Origin of the sequence: Nocardia sp. SSK8, assembly GCF_037034205.1 — a bacterium.
Taxonomy (GTDB): domain Bacteria; phylum Actinomycetota; class Actinomycetes; order Mycobacteriales; family Mycobacteriaceae; genus Nocardia.
Genome location: NZ_JBAGKD010000004.1, coordinates 171069 through 193002, shown reverse-complemented (window position 1 = coordinate 193002; position 21934 = coordinate 171069). Strand labels below are relative to the sequence as shown.

Below are 21934 nucleotides of genomic sequence, written 5' to 3'. Positions count from 1 at the left end.
CTCGGAGGAAGCCATGAGCGACAGTGCGAGACAGGCCGCAAGGTCGGCCAAGGGAAAGACCGTCGGCAAGGCCGCGCTGGGAAAGGGCACCCGGGTGACGGGCAAGTCCCGGGACCGGTTGCAGTCCCAGCTGAAGAAGCAGTACGAGGCGGGAGCGAGCATCCGCTCCCTGGCCAGGGCCACCGGCCGCTCGTACGGTTTCATTCACAATGTGCTGGTCGAGTCACACGTCGAGCTGCGGGGGCGCGGTGGCGCCAACCGGCGCAAGAATCCGGCCGACTGACCGCCCTCACCACCCGGGTACGGCCCCGTCGCCGCGGACCAGCAGGTTCGCCAGGCTGGCGAACAGGGGCAGCCCGGTCTTGATCTCCAGGTACGCGAACTGCCCCTGCGGGTTGACCTCGAGGAAGTAGTACTCGCCGTCGGTGCCCAGCCGTAGATCCACCACGCCGAAACTCAGCCCGAGCGCGCCCATCAGGGTCGCGAGGGACTTGCTGACCGCGGCGGGCAGGCGCTCGTGCGCGAAGGCCACCGAGGTGTCGAGCCGGGAATCGACCCGGCCGACGCCCGCCTGCGAATCGATGCGCACCGCCCATTCGATGCCGTCGACCCACACCACCCGCAGATCGGCCTCGGCCTCCACATAGTCCTGGAAGGTGGTCGGCGTCGAGCGGATGGCGGTGAGCCGCTTCAATTCGGGACGGGTGATGATGCGGGTCTCGGAGAACTCCCCGCGCCCGGTGCCGGTGCGCTTGTACACCACAGGGCCGCACCGGGATTCGACGAAACTGCGGGCCTCGTCGGGATCGTTGGTGATCAGTGTCTCCGGAATGGTGAACCCGGCCCGCTGGGCCGTCTCGAGCTGCACGATCTTGCGGGCGGCGGTGCGTTCGGCCGCCGGATCGTTGACCCAGTAGGCCGGGATCGACCACAGCATGCCCTGCAGGAACCCGTCGCATTCGGCCTGGCGGAACTCGTCGTCGGCCGCGCGCACGCCCTGGGGCACCTGGCACGGATGCGGCCTGCGCCACCACACCGCGCGCACGTCGTCGAGGCCGTGCAGGTGCGACATCGCGCGGTTGGTGCCCGCCTTGTCGAGCCGGAAACTGCCTGTCTCGGTGGGGAAGTCGCGCAGATCCAGGCGGATCGGATCGAGCCGGTGCTGATCGCGCAGGGTGGCCGCGAGCGCGTCGGCATGCAGGTCGTCGGGTTCGGAGACGATGAGCACGGCATCGGTCGCGCGTTCCATGGCTCGGGCCGCTTCAGTCGAGACTGTCGCAGTTGATGCCGTCGCGGAAGGTGAAGGTGGCGCCGCTGACGCCACCCCGTTCGGCGATCCGGAGCGTGGTGGCCCAGCGGCGGGTGGCCTGGGTCAGCAGCTCGTCACCGAGGGCCTCGGACGGGTCGGTGGCCAGGGTGATCGGCCGCTCGACGAGTTCCACGCGCATCCGGCGGGTGAAATCGGCGGTGGCGCCGGGCCGGATGTCGACGCGCACCTCCCGGGCGCCCGCCTCGGCGCGGTCTTCGATGAGCCGCAGGACATCCCGGCGATCGAAGGTCCAGGTACCTCCCTCGACCCGGACGGAGATGTCGCGCTCGGACTCGGCCACCAGTAGTCCGCGCAGGGCGGGGCCCCGGTCCCGGGGCGACGCGGTAGCGGGGTGGTGGACGGCGTCGGTCATGGGTGTTCACTCCGATCTTGTCGTCTGCTCGCAATTTGCCAGAACCCCCGAAGGTGCTTCGGATCATAGCGCGAACGTGACCGTCGCCGAGCCGGTTCGCCAGATTTGCGGGGCCCCGGGCAAACCGCCGAGCGGCGCGTGATCGCCTTGCGGGGAGAGAATTTCGGACAACCGGGGTGACGATCCGCCCGTCAGGTCGGCAATTGACCAGCAAACGAAAACGGCGACGGCGCGACGGGAGTCGCCGGGCAATTGCCCGGGGCGATTCCCGCCGCGCCGTCGCCGTCGTGCTACAGACCGAGCAGTTCGGGGTGTTCGGCCAGGCTCTGGAAGTGCTGGCCCGGATTCGGCACCAGCTTGCGCGTGGTGAGGTCCATCGCGCCCGCCACCACGGTGATCTCCGCGGCGACGGTGCCGTCGAGCTTGACGATGCGGTGGTGGAAGCGGAAGACCTTCTCGCCCTCGCGCCACTCGGCCGCGCAGCTCACGGTGACCTCGTCGCCGCCGCGCAGCTCGCGCTTGTACTTGATCGTCGATTCCAGCACCACCGCGCCGATGCCACTGGCCAGGAACTTGTCCTGCGGGATACCCGCCGCGCGCAGCAGCTCCCAGCGGGCGTGCTCGCCGTACTGGTGGTAGACGGCGTGGTTGAGGTGGCCCTGGGTGTCGAGCTCGTAGCCGCGGACGAGGACCGGTACGGAGAACGTCATACGGTGTACAACCGACGGCTTCGCCGCCGCTGTTCCCGATTCCGGTGCAATCCCGGACACATCGGCGCGCGCGGCGACATGACCGGGTTCAGCGGCGGTGGGCGTTACGCTCGGCCCAGCAGGCGGAAGTACTCGAAGCGCTGCACGCCGGGCATGAGCGCGATGAGGATGCGCGCGCCGCTGTCGGGGGTGGCGCCGAAGGCGTGCGGCATGTGCCGGGGGACCACCAGCGAGCCGCCCGCGCCGACGGTGAGGATCCGGTCGCCCGCCATGACCTGCAGTTCCCCGTCGGCCACGTAGAACAGCTCGTCGGAGCGGGTGTGGAAATGCGGGGCGGCGCCGTGAACGGCCCGAGCTCGAGCTCGCCGGGATGACCGGCCGGATCGACCGCCTCGAGACCGCGGGCCTGGTGCACCGGATCGCCGACCGGACCGACCGCAGGGCCGTGCGTGTCGCGCTCACCGACGCGGGCCGGACACTGGTCGACACCGTCGTGGTCGCCCACACCGAGAACGAGACGGCCATGCTCGCGGCCCTGGCCCCCGCCGACCGTGCCGCCCTCGACCGCATCGCGCGAGAACTGCTGCGGGAGTGGGAAAGCTGAGCCCGTCGGGTCAGTCCCCGGATCGGCGACGCCACCCCGGCGGCGGGAGCAGCAGCGTCGCCTCGGCGCGCTGGGACAGCGGGAAGGCGTTCACCGTGCCGTCCCGGGTCGCGATGACCGCGGTCCGTTCCTGATCGGCCAGGTAGGCGTGGGTCACCGGTGCGCCGCCGGTCACCAGGGTGCGCAGGACGCGGCCGGTGGCGATCTCGGTGAGGAACGCGGCGCCGTCCTCGGTGCCGACCACCGCGAGCGCGCCGTCCCGGGAGACACCGGTCGGGGCCGGTGCCGACTCCGGCGCGTCGCGCGGACCGACGACCACGGCTCGGCCGTCGGCGTCGATCCGCCACCGCTCACCGGTCGCGGAGGTGACGCACAGCGCCGTCTCGTCGTCATCGAGGACACTGATCCGGGCGAGCTCCACCGGCAGCCGGTACTCCCGCACTCCGGCGCCCCGCGGATCATGGACGACGACCACGTCACCCGCCCCGGCCGCCACCAGTCCGCGCGGCGCCCACACCGACACGACGATCGGGGCGTCCCCGGGCACCGTGAGCACCGGCCCCTTCCGGAACATCGGTCCGTAGACGTGCACGCGCCGCCCGATCACCGCCGCGAAGCTCTGATGGTCGCCGCCCACCAGCTGCGCGATCGGACCGTCCAGCCGCACGGAGAAGGCGCTGCCGTGGATCTGACGCCGCCGCGCGAGGGACAGCAGCCGCGGTGCCATCGGATCGTGGGGCAGCAGGCCGGGCAGCGGTTCCAGATGCGCGTGGGCGCGGCGACCGTCGCAGCGTTCCAGTTCGACGGCACCGAGGAACAGGTCGTACACCGGCTCGTGCGGGTCACGGCGCCGGGCGTCGAGCAGGACCTCGCGCAGCTCGAGGTCGGTGCGGGTGCCGGTCTTCCACGCCAGCCGGTGCCGGTGGAAGATCGCGTAGGGGTGGGTCGGGTCCTGTGCGAGAGCGGCGTCCAGCAGGGCGCGGGCGGTCCCGGGGTCGTCCAGCTCCAGCCAGGACAGCGCCTCGTTGACCATGCCCTCCGTCGAGCGCCGATCCGCCGCGGCCGGGCGCTCGCGCGGATAGCCTGCGCCGAACAGGCGCCGGTAGAGGTCGATGAGGCGTTCGGCGACCGCGTTCATATCGTGCGGCCGGTAGGCGTAGGGCTGTAGGCAGCGCGCGAGTTCGTCGGCGAATTCCGGCGGCAGCGCGGGAACATCCGGCCCGGGCCGTGGCGCGGGCCCGCCGCCGCCGACGAGCTGGGCCAGGAGCTGGGGCGCTTCGGTGCCGAGCATGGTGGGCCGATGACCGTGGAACATCGCCAGCACCGTCGCCGCCCAGGACCACACATCGGTGGCCCGGTCGAGCAACTGCCGGTCGCCGAGGGACCACGCGTGCTGCTCGGGCGAACAGTACGCCGGGGTGTATCCCGCGTATCCGGCCGCGACAGTCCCGGCCAGATCCACCGCCCGGCGCAATGCCTCGACCTGCCGTGGCGCACCGACCGTCCACGCCCGGGCCAGGCCGATGTCGGTGACCTTCGCACGGGTGCGGCCGTCGGGCTCGGGCGCGAGCAGGATATTGCCCGGCTTGACGTCCTGATGGATCAGCCCACACCGGTGCACGTGATCCAGTCCCCAGGCGGTCTGGATGGCGATGTCGAGAATCCGGGCGAGCGCCACGGCTCGGCCCCGCGCGTAGAGCCCGCGGTCCTCGATCGCGTCGGCCAGGCTGCCACCGGGCACCCACTCGGCCATGACCCGCGGCAACCCGCGATAGCGCGCGACGTAGTGGCAGGCCACGACGTGCGGATGTGCGCCGAGTTCGAGCCAGGCCCGCGCCTCGGCCTCGAACATGGGCAGCACCGAGGGGTCGGCGAAATGCGCGGAGCGCGGGGCCTTCACCGCGAGATCGACACCCCAGTCCCGATGACGCACCCGGTAGACCATGCCCATGCCGCCCGCGGTGATGATCGCGGTGACCTCGTAGCGGTCGTCCACCACCTCGCCCAGCGCCCACTCGTCGCCCGGCACCGCCGCGGCCTCCCTGGCGGCAACGACCTCCGTGCCGAGCGCGCGGAGTACCGCGTGGACCGCGCCGTCGGGATGATCGAGGATGCTCAGGAACAGGTGGACCGCACGGGGATCCGGCTCCCCGTCGGCGCCCAGCGCGCGCGGATCGGCCAGTGCGAGGTCACGGAGCCTGCCGAAGACGAAGTTCAGCTGGGTGTGCGGTCGCCGCCGCGGCTCGTCCTCGCGCCACGGTGCCGACCGGTCGGCTCGCCAGCTCGCGGCGCCCGTCTCGACCGCGCGATCGGGATCGATACCCGCGCGGCACACCATGTCCCGGAGTTCGGCGAGCTCACCGGCGAGCTCGGGCCGCCGCGCCGCGTACCGGGCGGCGGCGGGCAGGGCCAGCGCATCGGTGCGGCACGCCTGCAACAGCGCCAGCAGCAGCACCCCGGAGGTCCAGTAGGCGCGCAGGTTCAGGTCGCGGGCGGCCTGCTGGGTGAGGTCGGTGATGAACTGCCTGCCGATGGACACAGGTCAGCCTAGAACATCGGGCGTACGGGGAAAGCCTTGTGCCGGAGCGGGGTTCGTGCCTCAGTCGCGGCGGCGGACCGAGGCCTCGACCAGATCCAGTACGGCGGAGAGGTTGTCGTCGGTGTGGCCGGAGGCGATGCGCGCGATCAGGCCGTCCAGGACCAGGTCCAGGTAGCCGAGCAGGACATCGGTGGGCACGTCGTCGCGCAGCGCGCCCGCGGCCTTGCGGCGCTCCAGGCGCGCCAGGGTGGCGGCGGTCAGTTCGGCCGAACGCTGGGTCCAGCCCGCCCGGAAATCGGGGTCGGTGCGCACGCGGCGGGCGATCTCGAGCCGCGTGCCGAGCCAGTTGAATTCCTCGGGGCGGGCGAGCATATCGCGCATGACCTGCACGATGCCCTGATTGGCCGCGACCTCGGCCATGCGCTCGGCATCGTCCTTGGCCAGGGCGAAGAACAGCGCGTCCTTGTCGCGGAAGTGGTGGAAGATGGCGCCGCGCGAGAGGCCGATGGCCTCTTCCAGACGGCGCACGGTGGCGCCGTCGTAGCCGTATTCGGCGAAGCAGCGCCGTGCGCCGTCGAGGATCTGGCTGCGGCGGGCGGCGAGGTGGTCGTCGCTGACCTTGGGCATGAGTCCTCCAACGGGAATACACGGACCCCCGCCCCGGATGTACCGAGACGGGGGCTCTCGCAAGATGGGCATCCACACTGGATGCCCGTGCGGTGCAGCATCATTCGATACTGCACCACCGGGATGCGCGGTGTCAGCCGCGGATCATGTTGCGCAGCACGTACTGCAGGATGCCGCCGTTGCGGTAGTAGTCCGCCTCACCGGGGGTGTCGATGCGCACGACCGCGTCGAACTCCACCTTCGAGCCGTCTTCCTTGGTGGCGGTGACCTTCAGGGTCTTCGGGGTGACACCCTCGTTGAGCTGGGTGATGCCCACGATGTCGAAGGTCTCGGTGCCGTCGAGGCCCAGCGAGGCCGCCGACTGACCGGCCGGGAACTGCAGCGGGACGACACCCATGCCGATGAGGTTGGAGCGGTGGATGCGCTCGAACGACTCGGTGATGACGGCCTTCACGCCCAGCAGGCTGGTGCCCTTGGCGGCCCAGTCACGCGAGGAGCCCGAACCGTATTCCTTGCCACCGAGCACGACCAGCGGGATGCCCGCGGCCTGGTAGTTCTGCGAGGCGTCGTAGATGAACGCCTGCGGGCCACCGGGCTGGGTGAAGTCGCGGGTGTAACCACCCGAGACGTCGTCGAGCAGCTGGTTGCGCAGCCGGATGTTGGCGAAGGTGCCACGGATCATGACCTCGTGGTTACCGCGACGCGAGCCCAGCGAGTTGTAGTCCTTGCGGGCCACACCGTGCGAGTCGAGGTACTGCGCGGCCGGGGTGCCCGGCTTGATCGGACCGGCCGGGGAGATGTGGTCGGTGGTGACCGAGTCGCCCAGCAGCGCCAGCACGCGGGCACCGGTGATGTCGGTGACCGGCGAGGGCTCCATCTGCATGCCGTCGAAGTACGGCGCCTTGCGGACGTAGGTCGACTTGTCGTCCCACGCGAAGGTGTCGCCCTCCGGGGTGGCCAGACCCTGCCAGCGCTCGTCACCGTCGAACACGGTGGCGTAGGACTTCTTGAACATCTCCTGGTTGATCGCCGACTTGATGGTGTCGTCGATCTCCTGCGGGGACGGCCAGATGTCCTTCAGGAACACGTCATCGCCGTCGGTGTCCTGGCCGAGGGCGTCGGTCTCGAAGTCGAAGTCCATGGTGCCCGCGAGCGCGTAGGCGATGACCAGCGGCGGGGAGGCCAGGTAGTTCATCTTCACGTCGGGGGAGATACGGCCCTCGAAGTTGCGGTTACCCGACAGCACGGCGGTGACCGAGAGGTCGTTGTCGTTGATCGCGGCCGAGATCTCCTCGGGCAGCGGGCCGGTGTTACCGATGCAGGTGGTGCAGCCGTAGCCACCCACGTAGAAGCCCAGCTTCTCCAGGTACGGCCACAGACCGGCCTTCTCGTAGTAGTCCGAGACGACCTGCGAGCCCGGCGCCATATTGGTCTTGACCCACGGCTTGGTGGACAGGCCCTTCTCCACCGCGTTGCGCGCCAGCAGGGCCGCGCCCAGCATGACCGACGGGTTGGAGGTGTTGGTGCAGGAGGTGATACCGGCGACCACGACGGCACCGTGGTCGAGCACGAAGTCACCGCGCTCGTCCGAGCGCACCTGAACCGGCTTGGACGGACGACCGGCGGCACCGTTGGCGGCCGAGTGGGCCGGGGTGTAGGTGTCGTCGGCGGCGTCGGCGGACACGGCGACCGGGTCCGAGGCCGGGAAGGTCTCCTCGACGCCCTCGTCCAGCGCGGTCAGTTCGCCCTCGCCGACGTAGTTGCGGATGTCGGAGCGGAACGCGGTCTTGGACTCGCTGAGCAGGATGCGGTCCTGCGGGCGCTTCGGGCCGGCGATGGACGGCACCACGGTGCCCAGGTCCAGCTCGAGGTACTCGGAGTACTCGGGCTCGTGGTCCGGGTTGTGCCACAGGCCCTGCTCCTTGGCGTAGGCCTCGACCAGCGCGAGCTGCTCGTCGGACCGGCCGGTCAGGCGCAGGTAGTTCACGGTCTCGGCGTCGATCGGGAAGATCGCGGCGGTGGAACCGAACTCGGGGCTCATGTTGCCCAGGGTGGCGCGGTTCGCGAGGGGAACCTCGGCCACACCCTTGCCGTAGAACTCGACGAACTTGCCGACCACACCGTGCTTGCGCAGCATGTCGGTGACGGTGAGCACCACGTCGGTGGCGGTGACGCCCGGCTTGATCTCACCGGTCAGCTTGAAGCCGACCACGCGCGGGATCAGCATGGAGACCGGCTGGCCCAGCATCGCGGCCTCGGCCTCGATGCCACCCACGCCCCAGCCCAGCACGCCCAGGCCGTTGACCATGGTGGTGTGCGAGTCGGTGCCGACGCAGGTGTCGGGGTAGGCCTGGCCGTTGCGGACCATGACGGTCGGGGCCAGGTACTCGATGTTGACCTGGTGCACGATGCCCATGCCCGGGGGGACGACCTTGAAGTCGTCGAAGGCGCCCTGGCCCCAGCGCAGGAACTGGTAGCGCTCGCCGTTGCGCTCGTACTCGAGCTCGACGTTGCGCTCCAGCGCGTCGGCGCGGCCGAAGACGTCCAGGATGACCGAGTGGTCGATGACCATGTCGGCGGGGGAGAGCGGGTTGACCTTGTTCGGGTCGCCGCCCAGGGTGGCGACGGCCTCACGCATGGTGGCGAGGTCGACCACACACGGAACGCCGGTGAAGTCCTGCATGATCACGCGCGCGGGGGTGAACTGGATCTCGACGTTCGGCTGCGCCGACGGGTCCCAGTTGGCGATCTCGCGGATGTGATCGGCGGTGATGTTGGCGCCGTCCTCGGTGCGCAGCAGGTTCTCCGCCAGCACCTTCAGGGCGTAGGGCAGCTTCTCGGTGCCGGGGACGGCCGAGAGACGGAAGATCTCGTAGGAGTTGCTTCCGACCTCGAGCGTGCCCTTGGCGCCGAAGGTATCAATCTTCGTCACGTCAGCTCCACTCATGTGTGAGGGTGTGCCGCCGGCGGGGCTGTGCCGGCGGCTCGCGTCTTCGGAGGGGATCCGGCGCCGTGAGCGCCGGTTTCCTCGCCGTACGAGCCTAACAGTACGCTTGTCCTATGAAATACGCGGGGGCGGTTGTGGGTGCCGTGCGAGCATGTTCGACCGTGGAGTCGCGTACTGTGCCTGTCGAGCGAGTCGGGGACAGACAGCAGTGACGCTCACCCTGCAGTGTTGGATGCCCGTCGCACGCAGGCGACCGAGGCTCGACAGACCGGATGGAAGATGACCGTCTTGCACACCTTTGCGCCGATGGCCGCGGAACTGCCGCCGAACATTGTGCTGAGCAGTGTCGAATCCGATCTCGCCGACAATCACGTGGCCGCCCCCAAGGGCAAGGACCAGGAGGAACTCGCGGCGATCGTCGCCGCGGCGCGATCCGAGGGGATCCCGCTCAGCGTCGTCGTCGTTCCCGGCAATCCCGGCCACGACTCGAGCCTACGTGACCTGGCCACCGAGGTCGGCAAGACCACCGAGGGAACCATCGCGGTTCTCAGTGACGATTGGATCGGCACCCACAGCGACAGCATCAGCCGCGTCCGGCTGGAGTGGGCCGAGGACGTGGCGAAGTTCCGTGGCAACCACCCCGAGGAGGCCGTGCAGGCCTTCGTCGACCGGCTCGAGCAGCCCGAGGGCACGTCCTGGGGCGTGGTCACCGCGATCCTGCTGGGGCTGACCGCCCTGGTGATCGCCGGGCTGTATGTCGTGAAGCTGCGCCGTGGCCCGGACGCCGAGGACCGCACGCTGCCCCTCGATGCGGGATCGACCAGCTAACTGGTTTCCCTTCTGTCACATACCCAGACCGCTGGTCTGTTTATCGCGGGTGAAACCTGTCCTTCGACAGGCTAACTTCGGGCAATCCGCGAATTACACCCGTGTCGTTCTGGTGCGGATGTTTCCTTTGTGAACTATGTGTCGTACGGTTGCGATGTTCGCGTTCGGGAAAGCAGTGGTACAGGGGGCATTGGTCGACTCCTGTGGTCGGTGGGTGGACTGATGCGCCGGTGACGTGTGTCGAGTCGAGTTACTCGGAGGTGCCGTGCGCGCTGCGGGCAGGCAGGACGAACCAGGGCTCTTACGGATAGCGATCGGATTGCTGATGGCGCTGGCGGTGCTCGCCGGTGCCGGCCCGGTCGCGGCGGTGCCCCCGCCACCCGCGAATCCCTCCGACGGCGAGATCGCCGGGGCGGGCGCGCAGGTCGACGCGCGGGTCGGCGAGATCGGCGATCTGATCAACCGGGTCGCCGCCGCCGATCAGCAGCTGCAGGCGCTCGACGACGCGCTCGCCGCCAAGCGCGAGGCGGTCAACCAGGCGCTGGTCGATCTGCAGAGCGCGCGCGACGCCGCCGACACGGCCGCGGCCGCGGTGGCCGACTCGCAGGCCCTGCTCACCGACGCGGGCGCGCAGGTCGACGTGGCGCGCGGGGAATTCGACCAGGTCGCGACTCAGGCCTATGTGCGGCCGTCGAGCAGCTCGGTGGTCACCTATTTGTCCTCGGCCACCCCCGATGCCGCGATGGACCGCGCGCAGGTGCTGGCCCTGGTGTCGAAGAATCAGCGCCAGGTCCTCGACGACCTGCGCCGCGCCCAGGTCGCCCAGGCCAACCAGCATTCCGCCGCCCGCCAGGCCAAGGCCGACGCCGACGCCGCCGCCGGTGCCGCCGAACAGAAGAAGAACGCCGCCCAGACGGCCATGACCGTGGCGAAGACCGAATACGACACCCAGGCCGTGGCCCGCGACGACCTCCAGCGCGACCGCGCCGCGGCCCAGACCGCCCTCGACGCCGCCCGCGCCACCGTGGCGGGCCTGCAGAGCCAGCGCGAGGTGTTCCTGGCCTGGGACGACCAGCGCAAGGCCGAGATCACCGCGCTGCTGGCCGCCGCCAATGCCGCCGCCGCCCGCGCCGCCGCCGACCAGGCCGCCCGCGACCGCGCCGCCCAGCTCGGCGAGGGCCAGCGCCCGCACACCCAGCTCGAATCCACCCCCGCCTCGCCACGCAGAACCCAACCCCGCCCGACCCAGCCCCAGATCGGCGGGTCGGCCGCCATCGAGACCGTGGTCGACCGGGCGATGTCGCAGCTGGGCGTGCAGTACGCCTGGGGCGGCGGCGACGAGGACGGCCCCACGCTCGGCATCCGCGACGGAGGCACCGCCGACGCGCACGGCGACTACAACAAGGTCGGCTTCGACTGCTCGGGCCTGATGCTCTACGCCTTCGCGGGCATCGGCGTCTCGCTGCCGCACTACAGCGGCTACCAGTACAACGCGGGCACCCGCGTCGACGTCGACGACCGCGAACGCGGCGACATGCTGTTCTGGGGCCCCGGCGGCAGCGCCCACGTCGCCCTCTACCTGGGCAACGGCAAGATGATCGAGGCCCCCGAATCCGGTGACGTGGTGAAGATTTCCCCGGTCCGCGAGGCAGGCATCATGCCCTACGCGGTGCGCATCGTCAGCGGATGAAGGTGGGCGAGCCGACCGACGATCGTTGTATGTCCCCCTCTTAGTAGGTTCTCAGCCGTTCAGGGCACACTGGCGACTATGGGCTATCTGCAGGTGGACTGCTGCTGTGCTGGCGTGGTCAGCCCGCTGGGGGAGGGCGCATGCCAGTGAACAAGGCGGTCTCCCGCGGTAGTTCGGGCAGGCCCCCCGCTCTGTCGGCCGGTGCGAGGGTAATGCGCAAACCGCTGTCGTTGACCCGCTCGATTCCGCTGCGATGGAGAGTGACGCTGCTCGCGGCGAGCCTGGTCGCGGTGAGCGTCGCGCTTGCTTCCGTCGCCGCGTACGTCCTCGTGGCGCGATCGCTCTATGCCGATGTCGACAATCAGCTGCGTACGCGCGCAGATGTAATGATCGAAAACAATGTCGACGACATGGCGTACTTCCAGATCCTCATGATAGGAGGGCTGTACTCCAACGATATCGGTGTCGCGGTTGTCTTTCCGGACGCGGGATTCGGGCCTCACGCGGTCGGGAGATCAGGTGTGTTGCCGGTCGGCCCGCAAGAACTGGCGGTGGCGAGCGGCGAGGCCTCATCCTCGCTGCGAACTGCGGACAACTATCGTGTCTACGCCCAGCGTATGAATTCTGGTGCGGCGCTGGTGCTCTGGCAACGCTTGCAGCCCACATACGAAGTGCTCGATCGACTGGCATGGCTGCTGCTCGTTGTCGGTGGCTGTGTAGTCGTTCTCGCCGCTGCTGCGGGTAAAGCGGTGGGACATACAGGATTGCGGCCCGTCGCACGGCTGAACGCGGCGACGGCGCGGGTCGCCCGTACCGACGATCTGACGCCCATTCCGGTCACCGGCGACGACGAACTGGCGCGGCTGGCGGCCAGCTTCAACACGATGCTTCGGGCGATCGCCGAATCGCGTGACCGGCAGCGCCGCCTTGTTGCCGACGCCGGACATGAGCTGAAGACCCCGCTGACCTCGCTGCGCACGAACATGGAACTGCTGATCGCCTCGTCTCGCCCGGGAGCACGACCGATTTCGGATGGCGACATGGCGGAGCTTCGTGCTGATGTCGTCGCCCAAATCCATGAACTGTCCACCCTGGTCGGTGACCTTGTCGATCTGGCCCGCGAAGACGCGCCCGAGGCGGTGTTCGAGCGTACTGATCTCGAAGAGATCGTTATGCGGGCACTGGACCGGGTCCGGCGCCGACGCGTCGGGATCGACTTCGTGACCGATCTGCGATCGTGGCATGTCTACGGCCACGACGCGAGTTTGGAAAGAGCCATCGTGAACATTCTCGACAATGCGGCCAAGTGGAGCCCGCATGGTGAGAGTGTGGCCGTCGCCATGTCCGAATCCGCACCGGGTTTGCTGGAACTTGTCGTAGACGACGCGGGCCCGGGCATTCCGCCTGACGAGCGCGAGCTGGTGTTCGAGCGCTTCTATCGGACGACCTCAGCGCGATCGATGCCAGGATCCGGGTTGGGACTGGCGATCGTGAAGCGGGTGGTGAGCAAACATGGTGGAACTATCGACGTCGCGGCCTCTAACCGTGGTGGTACGTCTGTGAGAATCGTGCTGCCCGGTGAAACCGAGTAGCGGCAGGTCCGATCCACGTTGTGTGTACCGGACCTGCCGCGTGCCGACCGATTCGTCACGGCCGACTGAGAGCATCTCAGCGGACGGCGTCGAAATACCAAGTGCCAGCCGCGTCATCCCATTGACACGGCGGCTGGGCGTAGCCGGTCTCCTGCTGCACCACATACGCTTTCGCGACGCAGATCTTGAAACCCTCGTCACCGCCGCCGCCTTCGATGCGTTCCGCCGATGCGATCCCGACCGAACCTGCGATCAACGCCGTGGTAAGCGCTCCCAGCGTAACAATCCGTGCGACCATCATTCGCTCCTCCCGATGGGAATTCATGGACCCGAGGAGCACTCCCTACCCCTCGGTGCCCCCAGTCCAGTCGATGACAGCTCCAATTGTCAATCCGTTGATCTATCCAAAAAGCTTGTATTGCAACCAGTTTCAGTGAAAAGCTCGAGACGAACCATGGAAAACGCAGGGTCGTAGCTCGACATTGTTCAGCGCGCGGTACGGATCGTCGGCGGGTAGGCGGTCAGTCGGTGGTGAGATCGCGCCGGGAGAGCCGGACCGTGCCGAGGACGAAGAACACGGCGGCGACGAGGGCGAAGTAGGCCAGGGCGCCGTTGGGGCTGCCGAAGGCGGGCTTGATCGTCGGATACTGCCCGGCGCCCAGTTCGCCGTTCTTGAACGGCATCCACTGCTGCACCACATTGCCGATCTTCACCGGCAGCATGGCCGTGAACTGCTCGACCCCGAACTTCCACAGCAGCACCGCGCCCACCACGACACCGGGGCGTGGGATGAGCCCGGCCAGGCCGATGCCGAGGGCGCTGACGAAGAATGCGAAGACCGGCAGCGCCCACAGCAGCCGCACCCCCGCGGGGGAGGTGAGCTCGACGCGGCCCCACACATCGGAGAACGCCACTGGGAACACCGCGAGCAGCACGAGCACGGTCACCAGCGTGGTCACCGCGGCGATCAGGCCGAACACGACCAGCTTGGCGGCGGGCAGCAGCCAGCGCCGGGGTTGCGCGCCGTAGACCAGTTCCGCTGTGGCGTATTTGAATTCGTTGCTGAGCGAGGCCACGCCCGCCGACATGAGCACGATCGTCGAGAAGATCATCACCCAGTACCCGGCATTGTTGGTGTCCATGCCGCCCGCGCCGTTGACTTTGTTCATCCGGGTGGCGACGGCCAGGCTCGCGTTCAGCGCCACCGGCAGCAGCACGGCGATCGGCACGATGGCCGTCCATACCGGGCTGCGCCACGACAGCTTCGCCGCTTCGCTGCCGATCGCGCGGCCCAGATCTCTTGTCACACTCACTGTTCCGCCTCGTCGTCGCGCGCACCGGCGGCGCGATACTCGACGCTGCCCCGGGTCACCGTCGTGTACGCCGATTCCAGCCGACGCGGCCCGGAGCCGAGCGCCAGGGTCTCGTCCCGGCTGGCGTCGGACAGCACCCGGCCACGACCCATGATCACGATCCGGTCGGCGGTGATCTCCACCTCGGTCAGATTGTGCGAGGCGACCAGCAGGGCCCGCCCTTCCGCGGCCAGGCCGGTCAGCAGCTCACGCAGCCACAGGATGCCGTCCACGTCGAGGCCGTTGTCCGGCTCGTCGAGGACGAGCGTCCGCGGGTCGCCGAGCAGCGCGGTGGCGATGCCGAGTCGTTGCAGCATGCCGAGGGAGAACCGGCCGACCGGCCGTTTCGCGACCTCGGCCAGCCCCACCCGCGCGAGCACCGCGTCGACCTCGGCGACGGGGATGCCGCCGAGCCGGGCCTGCCACGTGAGATGCTGTCGCGCCGTGTGTTTCGGGTTGCGGGCGAAGGTGTCCAGATTGAAACGGACCTCCCGCATGGGCTCGGCGAGCGCACGCAGCGACTGCCCGTTGATCCGCACGATTCCCGCGTCCGGGGTCGTCAGCCCGGCGATCATGCGCATGGTCGTGGACTTGCCTGCGCCGTTGGGCCCGAGCAGATAGGTGATCGATCCGCCCGGGGCCTCGAAACCGGCGTCGCTGACCACGGCCTTGTCCCCGAAGCGTTTGGACAGGCCGGACACGGTGATCATCGGCGATCGCGTCATTCGAACAGGTGTGGGTCAGTAGCCGAAGTCGGGGTTACCGGTGCAGCCGCCCATGCCCGCGCAGGTGGCCTTCCAGTCGACCTTCCACAGGCCGTCCTCGCGGATGTAGGTGTAGGTGCCGCTCGAGGCGGGGAAACCGGCCATCACGCCCGACATGGTGGCGGTCATGGTGTCGCCGGTGATGTTCTTCGAGGTCGCGCGCAGCTGGATGGACAGGAAGTCGTAGACCCCGCCCTGCGACAGGATGCCCTGCAGTGCCGGGCCGACGGTCGAGCCGTGGTAGCTGACCTCCTGCTTCGGGCCCATCGGCAGGTTCGGGTTCCACAGCGCCGCGAACTGCCCGGCGATGGCGTCCAGCGACGGGTCGGCGTCGCGCAGGTAGAGGTCGGCGACCGTGGCGTCGCGGACGGAGCGGTCGGCGAGGGCGGGCGCGGCCGTGCCGATTCCCAGCAGGGTGGCCAGACCCAGGGCAGCCAAGACCGCGACGATCTTCTTCATGACATTTCCTCCGCGAAACTGGAACGGTCGCCGCCGGTGAACCGTGTCGGCGCTCCGGACGCTACATTTTGGAATTAAGGATAGTCAAACCTAAGTTAGGTCGCGACGAGTGTCGCGGAGACGATCACATTGGACAGGTAGCGGCCGCGGATGGTGTCGAAGGCGCCGCCGCAGGTGATCAGGCGCAGCCGGGCGGTGCCGTCGTCGGCGAAGACCCGGTCGGTGGGGAAGGCGTCCTTGGTCACCGTTTCGGTGCGGTCGACGACGAAGCGGGCGGTGCTGCCGTCGGCCCTGCTCACCTGGATCTCGGCACCGGCGGTGAGTTCGCCGAGGCGGAAGAAGACGGCGGGTCCGTCGACCGAATCGACATGGCCGAGCAGCACCGCCGAACCGGGCTCGCCCGGGCTCGCGCCCTGCTCGAACCACGACGCGGTCGCGAAATCCGCTGGGGCCGCGAGAGATCCGGTCGCGGTGGTGCCGCTGCGGCCGAGCGCCGTGTCGAGCCCGATTCGGGGGATCACCAGCCGGGTGGGTGCCGACCGGTCCAGCGCCGGTGCCGCCGGAACCGTCTGTGCCAGCACGGTATCCGGCTGGGCCGGTGGTGGGTCCGCCTGTCGCGGCCCCCGGGTGGCGGCGGTGAACAGCACCACCGCCACCCCGACCAGCACGATCGCCAGCCCGCCGGACAGCACGGCCCGCGACCGGTTCCCCGGTCGCCTCACGCCCGGTCCTCGACCACCCGGCGCCACGTCCGGGTCACCGTGACGGCAGCACCGAGCAGCGCCAGCACGCCGAACCCGGCCAGCATCCACCGATCATCGACGATCCGCCCACCGGCCCCGGTCTCGGGCGCCCCCGACGGCACCCCATACCCCTGCGCCACACCCGAATCCACCCCGCCGCCGGAGGTACCCGAACCACCGACCCCCGGAACCCCGTCCGCACCACCTGGCGTCACCGCCCGACCCGCCCCGGTACCACCCGAGACGCCCCCGTCGCCATGCCCCGAGCCGCCGAGCCCCTCGGCCCCACCTGGTGCCCCGGGACCACCCGGCACCCCCGCCTCACCGGACCCTTCCGGAACTCCGTAACCACCAGGAACTCCACCACCCGGCGTCCCCGCACCTCCGGAATCGCCCGGCGCCCCGCTGCCACCCGAAGACCCCGCCCCCAACGCCGCACCACCCAGCACCGCACTCCCGACCGCGGCACTCCCGACCGCGGCACTGCCCACTCCCGCACTCCCGACCGCAGCACTGCCGACACCGGCACTACCCAGCGCCGCACCTCCCAAAGCAGCTCCGCCGAGTCCGGCACTCCCGGTCGCGGCACTTCCGGCGCCTGCGCTGCCCGCGGCACTGCCGAGTGCGGCTCCGCCGAGTCCGGCGCTTCCGGTCGCGGCGCTTCCGGTGCCTGCGGCACTGCCGAGTTCGGCTGCACCGAGTCCGGCACTCCCGGTCGCGGCGCTTCCAGTGCCTGCGCTGCCTGTGGTACTGCCGAGCGCGGCTCCACCGAGATCTGCGCTTCCGGTGGCCGCGCTGCCGATGGCTGCGCTCCCCGTGTCCGCGCTTCCGGTGCCGAGGAGGAGAGCCAAGGTGCTCACGCTGCTGCCGAGGCCGAGGCCGAGGGCGCCCGCGGTGCCGGTCGCGAGTGCGTCAGCGCTTCCGGTGCCGAGGAGGGTGCCCAGGCCGAGGGTGGTGCCTGCGCCGAGGGCGCTGCCGGTGTCCAGGAGGGTGGTCAGGGCGGCGAGACCCGCTGTGGAACTGCCGGTTGCCGCGCTGCCGAGTGCCGCCGTGCCGCTTCCGGTCCCGAGCGAGCCGGTCGTGAGCGCGCTGCCGGTGTCCAGGGCCTGCGCGCTGCCGGTGGCGAGTGCCGCCGCTCCGCCGCTCGAGCCGAATGCGGCCGCGCTACCTGGGCCGAGTGCGGTCGCGCTGCCCGACACCGGCGCCTCGCTGCTGCCGGTGCCGAGGGCGCTGCCGGTGCCCAGCGTGTCGGTGCCCGGTGAGCCGCCGGAGCTGGGTGCGCCACTTGGTGCGTTCGTGCTCCCCGAGGAGAGGGCGCTGCCTGTACCCAAGGCGTCCGCGCCCACCATGCTGCCGGATTCGGCACCGCCTGATGACCCAGAACTGCCGGTTCCCGAGCTGAGCGGAATTCCTGCGCTGCCGGTGCCGGGGCCGGGCGGACTTCCAGCGCTGCTGGTGCCGAGGCCGAGTTCGCTACCCGAGCCGCCGGAGCCCGACGGAACCGTCCCGAGGGCGCTGGAACCGGACTGGCCGAGGCCCAGTTCCGGACCTACGGGTTCAGAACCGGATGCGGCGGAGCCGGTGGCGCCCAGTCCGGCGGAGCCGGTGGGCAGGCCGATGCCGGGGATCGCCAGGGGGTCGGCGTTGGCGGCGGGCGCCACGGCGATGCCGATCGCGGCCGCCGTGGTCAGGGCGGCGGAGGCGAGCAAACGGCGAGAGAACCGAGATGCGAGCGAGAACTGCACGAGATCACCTACTTCGGCTGGAAACATTCCTGTTGGCCGGAATCCATCGGAAAGCCGGACCAGCAAGGGGTAATGGGTGGAAGAACCGCCGCGCAGTTCAACGAAATGCCCGATGACCTGTGTGTTGAACGACACTCGCGCACGGAAGGCTGCGCTCACCGGGGCGTCGGCCGAGCGCGGACACCGGATCGTTACCGCGATCGGCCGCTGCGAGGCAGATCATGTTGCCGAATGGTTGCCGGAGTGGGTGGGGTGCTCGTGGCACCGCGCGGATGGCACCGTCGCCCGGGCGACCGGCGCGCGACATGCGTAGGGTGGCGGACATACCGAGCTGGGCTGGGTAATACGACGAATTCGCGTCCACTCCTGGCCGGTTGCGGCGCGCCGGGCTATTACCTGGAATAGTTGGGGCGGCACGCACAGGACCAAAGCGAAAGCGGGGATGTTGGTGACTTCGACGGAAGGTGTGAGCGGGCCGAAGCTGGCGAAGGACGCCGGTACGGCCACGCCGAGCACCCTGGAGCGTGACGTCCAGACTCTCGAGAAGGCGATCTACGAGGTCAAACGGGTCATCGTCGGTCAGGATCGACTCGTCGAGCGGCTGCTCGTCGGCGTGCTGGCAAAGGGCCACGTGCTGCTCGAGGGTGTGCCCGGTGTCGCGAAGACCCTGGCCGTGGAAACCTTCGCCAAGGTCGTCGGCGGCTCGTTCTCCCGGGTGCAGTTCACCCCGGACCTGGTGCCCACCGACCTCATCGGTACCCGCATCTACCGGCAGGGCCGCGAGGAATTCGACACCGAGCTCGGCCCGGTCGTCGCCAACTTCGTGCTCGCCGACGAGATCAACCGCGCGCCCGCCAAGGTGCAGTCGGCGCTGCTCGAGGTGATGGCCGAGCGCAAGCTGTCGATCGGCGGCAAGACCTACCCGATGCCCGATCCGTTCCTGGTCATGGCGACCCAGAACCCGATCGAGAGCGAGGGCGTCTACCCGCTGCCCGAGGCGCAGCGCGACCGCTTCCTGTTCAAGGTCGTCGTCGACTACCCCTCGGTCGAGGAAGAGCGCGAGATCATCTACCGGATGGGCGTGACCCCGCCGGAGCCCAAGCAGATCCTCGCCCCCGAGGACATCATCCGGCTGCAGAAGCTGGCGGCCAATGTCTTCGTGCACCACGCGCTGGTCGACTACGTGGTCCGGGTGATCACCGCGACCCGCACTCCGGCCGAGTTCGGCATGGCCGATGTGGCCAGCTGGATCTCCTACGGCGCCTCCCCGCGCGCGAGCCTGGGCATCATCGCCGCGGCACGCTCGGTGGCGCTCATCCGCGGCCGCGACTACGTGGTGCCGCAGGACGTCGTCGAGGTGATCCCGGATGTGCTGCGTCACCGCCTGGTGCTGTCCTACGACGCCCTCGCCGACGAGGTCACCCCCGAAGACGTCATCAAGCGCGTGCTGCAGACCGTCGGTCTGCCGCAGGTCGCCCCGCAGGCCGTCGGTGGCCAGGCTGCCCCGCAGCAGCCGCCGGTGCCGCAGCCGCCCGCCCAGCAACAGCCTGTGCCGCAGCCGGTGAACGGGCAGCAGTCCCAGCCCGCCGGCCACGCCGGGCCCCAGTGAGTGCTCCGGAACCCGTTGTCCGCGTGCCCATGTCGTCCCACGCGCCGCCGTCGTTCCGTGCCGGTGAACTGACCGATCCGAAGCTGGCGGCCGCGCTCAAGACGCTGGAGCTCACGGTGCGCCGCCGCCTCGACGGCGTGCTGCACGGCGACCACCAGGGCCTGATCCCCGGTCCCGGGTCGGAACCGGGCGAGGCCCGGCTGTACCAGCCGGGTGACGATGTGCGGCAGATGGATTGGTCGGTCACCGCCCGCACCACCCATCCGCACGTGCGGCAGATGATCGCCGACCGCGAGCTGGAGACCTGGCTCGTGGTCGACCTGTCGTCGAGCCTGGACTTCGGCACCGGCCGGGTGCAGAAGCGCGACCTGGCCATCGCGGCCGCCGCGGCGATCACCCACCTCACCTCCGGCGGCGGCAACCGGATCGGCGCCGTCGTCGCTACCGGCCAGGACCTTGTCCGCATTCCCGCGCGCAGCGGGCGCCTGCACGCGCAGACCATGCTGCGCGGCATCGCCACCACCCCGCACGCCCGCGACGGCGTGCGCGGTGATCTGAAGGCGGGCATCGAATCGCTGCGTCGCCCGCAGCGCAAACGCGGTCTGGCCGTGGTGATCAGCGACTTCCTCGGTGACGTCGACTGGCAGCGGTCGCTGCGCGCCATCTCCGCGCGCCACGACCTGCTCGCCGTCGAGGTGCTCGACCCGCTCGACGTGGCCCTGCCCGACGGCGGCGACGTGGTGCTGCACGACCCGGAGTCCGGGCGCACCCGCGAATTCAGCGTCACCCCGACGCTGCGCGCCGATTTCGCGGCCGCGGCCAAGGCCCAGCGCGAACAGGTGCAGCAGGCGCTGCGCAGCTGCGGCGCGCCGGTGCTGTCGTTGCAGACCGATCGGGACTGGATCGCCGATGTGGTCCGGTTCGTGTCCACCCGGCGCCACAGTCTCGGCGCCCCGAGCGGGCGGGTGCCTCGCCAGTGAGTATTTCGCATTTCACGGCCGTCGCCTGGCTGGGTTTCCTGCTCGTCGTCGCGCTGCTGGTCCTCGGCTATGTGCTGGTGCAGCGCGCCCGGCACAAGCGGATGCTGCAGTTCGGCAACATGACCGTGCTCGAGAAGGTCGCGCCGTCACGGCCGAGCCCGATGCGCCACGCCCCGATCGCGCTGATCCTGGTCGGCCTGATCCTGCTCACCATCGCCGCCGCCGGACCGACGGCGGTGCAGAAGGTGCCGCGCAATCGCGCGACCGTGGTCCTGGTGATGGACGTGTCGCTGTCGATGGAGGCCACCGACGTGCCGCCCAACCGGCTGCAGGTCGCCCAGAAGGCCGGTAAGGAATTCGTCGACGGGCTCACCCCGGGCATCAACCTCGGCTTCGTCACCTTCGCGGGCACCGCCTCGGTGATGGTCTCGCCGACCACCAACCGCGAGGCCGTCAAGCACTCCATCGACAACATCAAGCTGGCCGAGCGCACCGCCACCGGCGAGGGCATCCTGACCGCCCTGCAGTCCATCGACACCCTGGCCGCGGTGCTCGGCGGCGCCGAGACGCCCCCGCCCGCGCGCGTGGTGCTGATGTCGGACGGCAAGCAAACCGTGCCCGACGACAAGGACGTCGACAACCCGCGCCACGGTTTCACCGCCGCCCGGCTGGCCAAGAACAAGGGCATCCCGGTCTCGACGATCTCCTTCGGCACCGAATGGGGCACGGTGGAGATCCCGGATTCCGACGGCAAGGGCTCGCAGCGGGTGAAGGTGCCGGTCGACAACGACTCGCTGCAGGAGATCGCCAAGCTCTCCGGCGGCGACTTCTACACCGCCTCCTCGCTGGCCGAACTCACCGCGGTCTACGACACCCTCGAAGAGCAGATCGGCTACGAGACCACCCGCGGCGACGCGAGCAGGCCCTGGCTGCTGGCGGGCATGCTGTTCGTCACCGCCGGTGTCGTGGTGAGTTTGCTCTATCGTCAACGCCTGCCCTAGCACGCACCGCCCCGCGTTGTGAGTCCTCGCAGCGCCGCGACCCTGACGCGGGGCCCACGAAC

The 21934-nt window shown here is 69.7% G+C and carries 20 protein-coding genes and 1 pseudogene; 8 read left to right on the top strand and 13 right to left on the bottom strand.

The window, feature by feature from the left end; all coding sequences use genetic code 11:
• The first annotated feature begins 13 nt into the window (after positions 1-13).
• Positions 14-283 carry a helix-turn-helix domain-containing protein gene (locus tag WA675_RS10070; protein ID WP_278264333.1) on the top strand — a complete coding sequence of 90 codons (270 nt, stop codon included), beginning with the start codon at positions 14-16 and terminating at the stop codon, positions 281-283.
• Positions 284-289: 6 nt separating this feature from the next.
• On the opposite strand, the gene WA675_RS10065 is transcribed toward WA675_RS10070, so the two are convergent.
• The 4 genes and pseudogenes from WA675_RS10065 to WA675_RS10050 form a co-directional block, all read right to left on the bottom strand.
• Entirely contained in the window at positions 290-1249 is a 960-nt protein-coding gene (locus WA675_RS10065; RefSeq protein ID WP_336083885.1) for a hypothetical protein, read from the bottom strand.
• A gap of 13 nt (positions 1250-1262) precedes the next feature.
• A complete protein-coding gene (locus tag WA675_RS10060; protein WP_336083883.1) occupies positions 1263-1682 on the bottom strand; it encodes a hypothetical protein in 420 nt (139 codons plus the stop codon).
• Between the two features lie 290 nt (positions 1683-1972).
• Positions 1973-2392 carry an acyl-CoA thioesterase gene (locus WA675_RS10055; protein WP_336083882.1) on the bottom strand — a complete coding sequence of 140 codons (420 nt, stop codon included), beginning with the start codon at positions 2390-2392 and terminating at the stop codon, positions 1973-1975.
• Positions 2393-2502: 110 nt separating this feature from the next.
• Positions 2503-2745 (bottom strand): annotated as a pseudogene (locus tag WA675_RS10050) (cupin domain-containing protein); the annotation flags it as partial.
• A gap of 17 nt (positions 2746-2762) precedes the next feature.
• Here WA675_RS10050 and WA675_RS10045 point away from each other — a divergent pair.
• Complete coding sequence (locus WA675_RS10045; protein WP_336083879.1) at positions 2763-2996, top strand: winged helix DNA-binding protein; 234 nt, start codon at positions 2763-2765, stop codon at positions 2994-2996.
• Between the two features lie 10 nt (positions 2997-3006).
• On the opposite strand, the gene WA675_RS10040 is transcribed toward WA675_RS10045, so the two are convergent.
• The 3 genes from WA675_RS10040 to acnA all read right to left on the bottom strand — a co-directional run bounded on the left by WA675_RS10040 (position 3007) and on the right by acnA (position 9109).
• Positions 3007-5535 (bottom strand): serine/threonine-protein kinase, encoded by a 2529-nt coding sequence (locus tag WA675_RS10040; RefSeq protein ID WP_336083877.1) that lies wholly within the window; start codon positions 5533-5535, stop codon positions 3007-3009.
• Between the two features lie 60 nt (positions 5536-5595).
• A complete protein-coding gene (locus WA675_RS10035; protein ID WP_278264340.1) occupies positions 5596-6162 on the bottom strand; it encodes a TetR/AcrR family transcriptional regulator in 567 nt (188 codons plus the stop codon).
• Between the two features lie 133 nt (positions 6163-6295).
• Positions 6296-9109, bottom strand: a complete 2814-nt coding sequence (gene acnA, locus WA675_RS10030) for an aconitate hydratase AcnA (RefSeq protein ID WP_442945595.1) — start codon at positions 9107-9109, stop codon at positions 6296-6298.
• 279 nt (positions 9110-9388) lie between these two features.
• On the opposite strand from acnA, the gene WA675_RS10025 reads away from it, so the two are divergent.
• The 3 genes from WA675_RS10025 (at position 9389) to WA675_RS10015 (ending at position 13219) form a co-directional block, all read left to right on the top strand.
• Complete coding sequence (locus WA675_RS10025) at positions 9389-9937, top strand: Rv1476 family membrane protein (protein ID WP_336083875.1); 549 nt, start codon at positions 9389-9391, stop codon at positions 9935-9937.
• Between the two features lie 325 nt (positions 9938-10262).
• Positions 10263-11627 (top strand): NlpC/P60 family protein, encoded by a 1365-nt coding sequence (locus tag WA675_RS10020; protein ID WP_336083874.1) that lies wholly within the window; start codon positions 10263-10265, stop codon positions 11625-11627.
• A gap of 212 nt (positions 11628-11839) precedes the next feature.
• Positions 11840-13219, top strand: a complete 1380-nt coding sequence (locus WA675_RS10015; protein ID WP_336083872.1) for a sensor histidine kinase — start codon at positions 11840-11842, stop codon at positions 13217-13219.
• A 76-nt stretch (positions 13220-13295) separates the two neighbouring features.
• On the opposite strand, the gene WA675_RS10010 is transcribed toward WA675_RS10015, so the two are convergent.
• From WA675_RS10010 to WA675_RS09985, 6 genes are all read right to left on the bottom strand, one after another.
• Entirely contained in the window at positions 13296-13517 is a 222-nt protein-coding gene (locus WA675_RS10010; protein WP_336083870.1) for a hypothetical protein, read from the bottom strand.
• Between the two features lie 223 nt (positions 13518-13740).
• Positions 13741-14532, bottom strand: coding sequence for an ABC transporter permease (locus tag WA675_RS10005; protein ID WP_336083869.1), 792 nt, complete (start codon positions 14530-14532; stop codon positions 13741-13743).
• Positions 14529-15281, bottom strand: coding sequence for an ABC transporter ATP-binding protein (locus WA675_RS10000; RefSeq protein WP_336083867.1), 753 nt, complete (start codon positions 15279-15281; stop codon positions 14529-14531). Before WA675_RS10000 ends, WA675_RS10005 begins: the two co-directional genes overlap by 4 nt.
• Before the next feature lie 30 nt (positions 15282-15311).
• Complete coding sequence (locus WA675_RS09995; protein ID WP_336083865.1) at positions 15312-15794, bottom strand: hypothetical protein; 483 nt, start codon at positions 15792-15794, stop codon at positions 15312-15314.
• 95 nt (positions 15795-15889) lie between these two features.
• On the bottom strand, positions 15890-16516 hold the full coding sequence (locus tag WA675_RS09990) for a class F sortase (RefSeq protein ID WP_336083864.1): 627 nt from the start codon (positions 16514-16516) through the stop codon (positions 15890-15892).
• Entirely contained in the window at positions 16513-18246 is a 1734-nt protein-coding gene (locus WA675_RS09985) for a hypothetical protein (RefSeq protein ID WP_336083863.1), read from the bottom strand. Before WA675_RS09985 ends, WA675_RS09990 begins: the two co-directional genes overlap by 4 nt.
• A gap of 478 nt (positions 18247-18724) precedes the next feature.
• Here WA675_RS09985 and moxR1 point away from each other — a divergent pair, with 478 nt between their 5' ends.
• The 3 genes from moxR1 to WA675_RS09970 are packed head-to-tail and all read left to right on the top strand — an operon-like array spanning position 18725 to position 21872.
• Positions 18725-19891: a chaperone MoxR1 gene (gene moxR1, locus WA675_RS09980; RefSeq protein WP_336083861.1), complete on the top strand. Its 1167-nt coding sequence runs from the start codon at positions 18725-18727 to the stop codon at positions 19889-19891.
• 29 nt (positions 19892-19920) lie between these two features.
• Positions 19921-20871 carry a DUF58 domain-containing protein gene (locus WA675_RS09975; RefSeq protein WP_336084179.1) on the top strand — a complete coding sequence of 317 codons (951 nt, stop codon included), beginning with the start codon at positions 19921-19923 and terminating at the stop codon, positions 20869-20871.
• Entirely contained in the window at positions 20868-21872 is a 1005-nt protein-coding gene (locus tag WA675_RS09970) for a VWA domain-containing protein (protein ID WP_336083859.1), read from the top strand. Before WA675_RS09975 ends, WA675_RS09970 begins: the two co-directional genes overlap by 4 nt.
• The last annotated feature ends 62 nt before the right edge of the window (positions 21873-21934 follow it).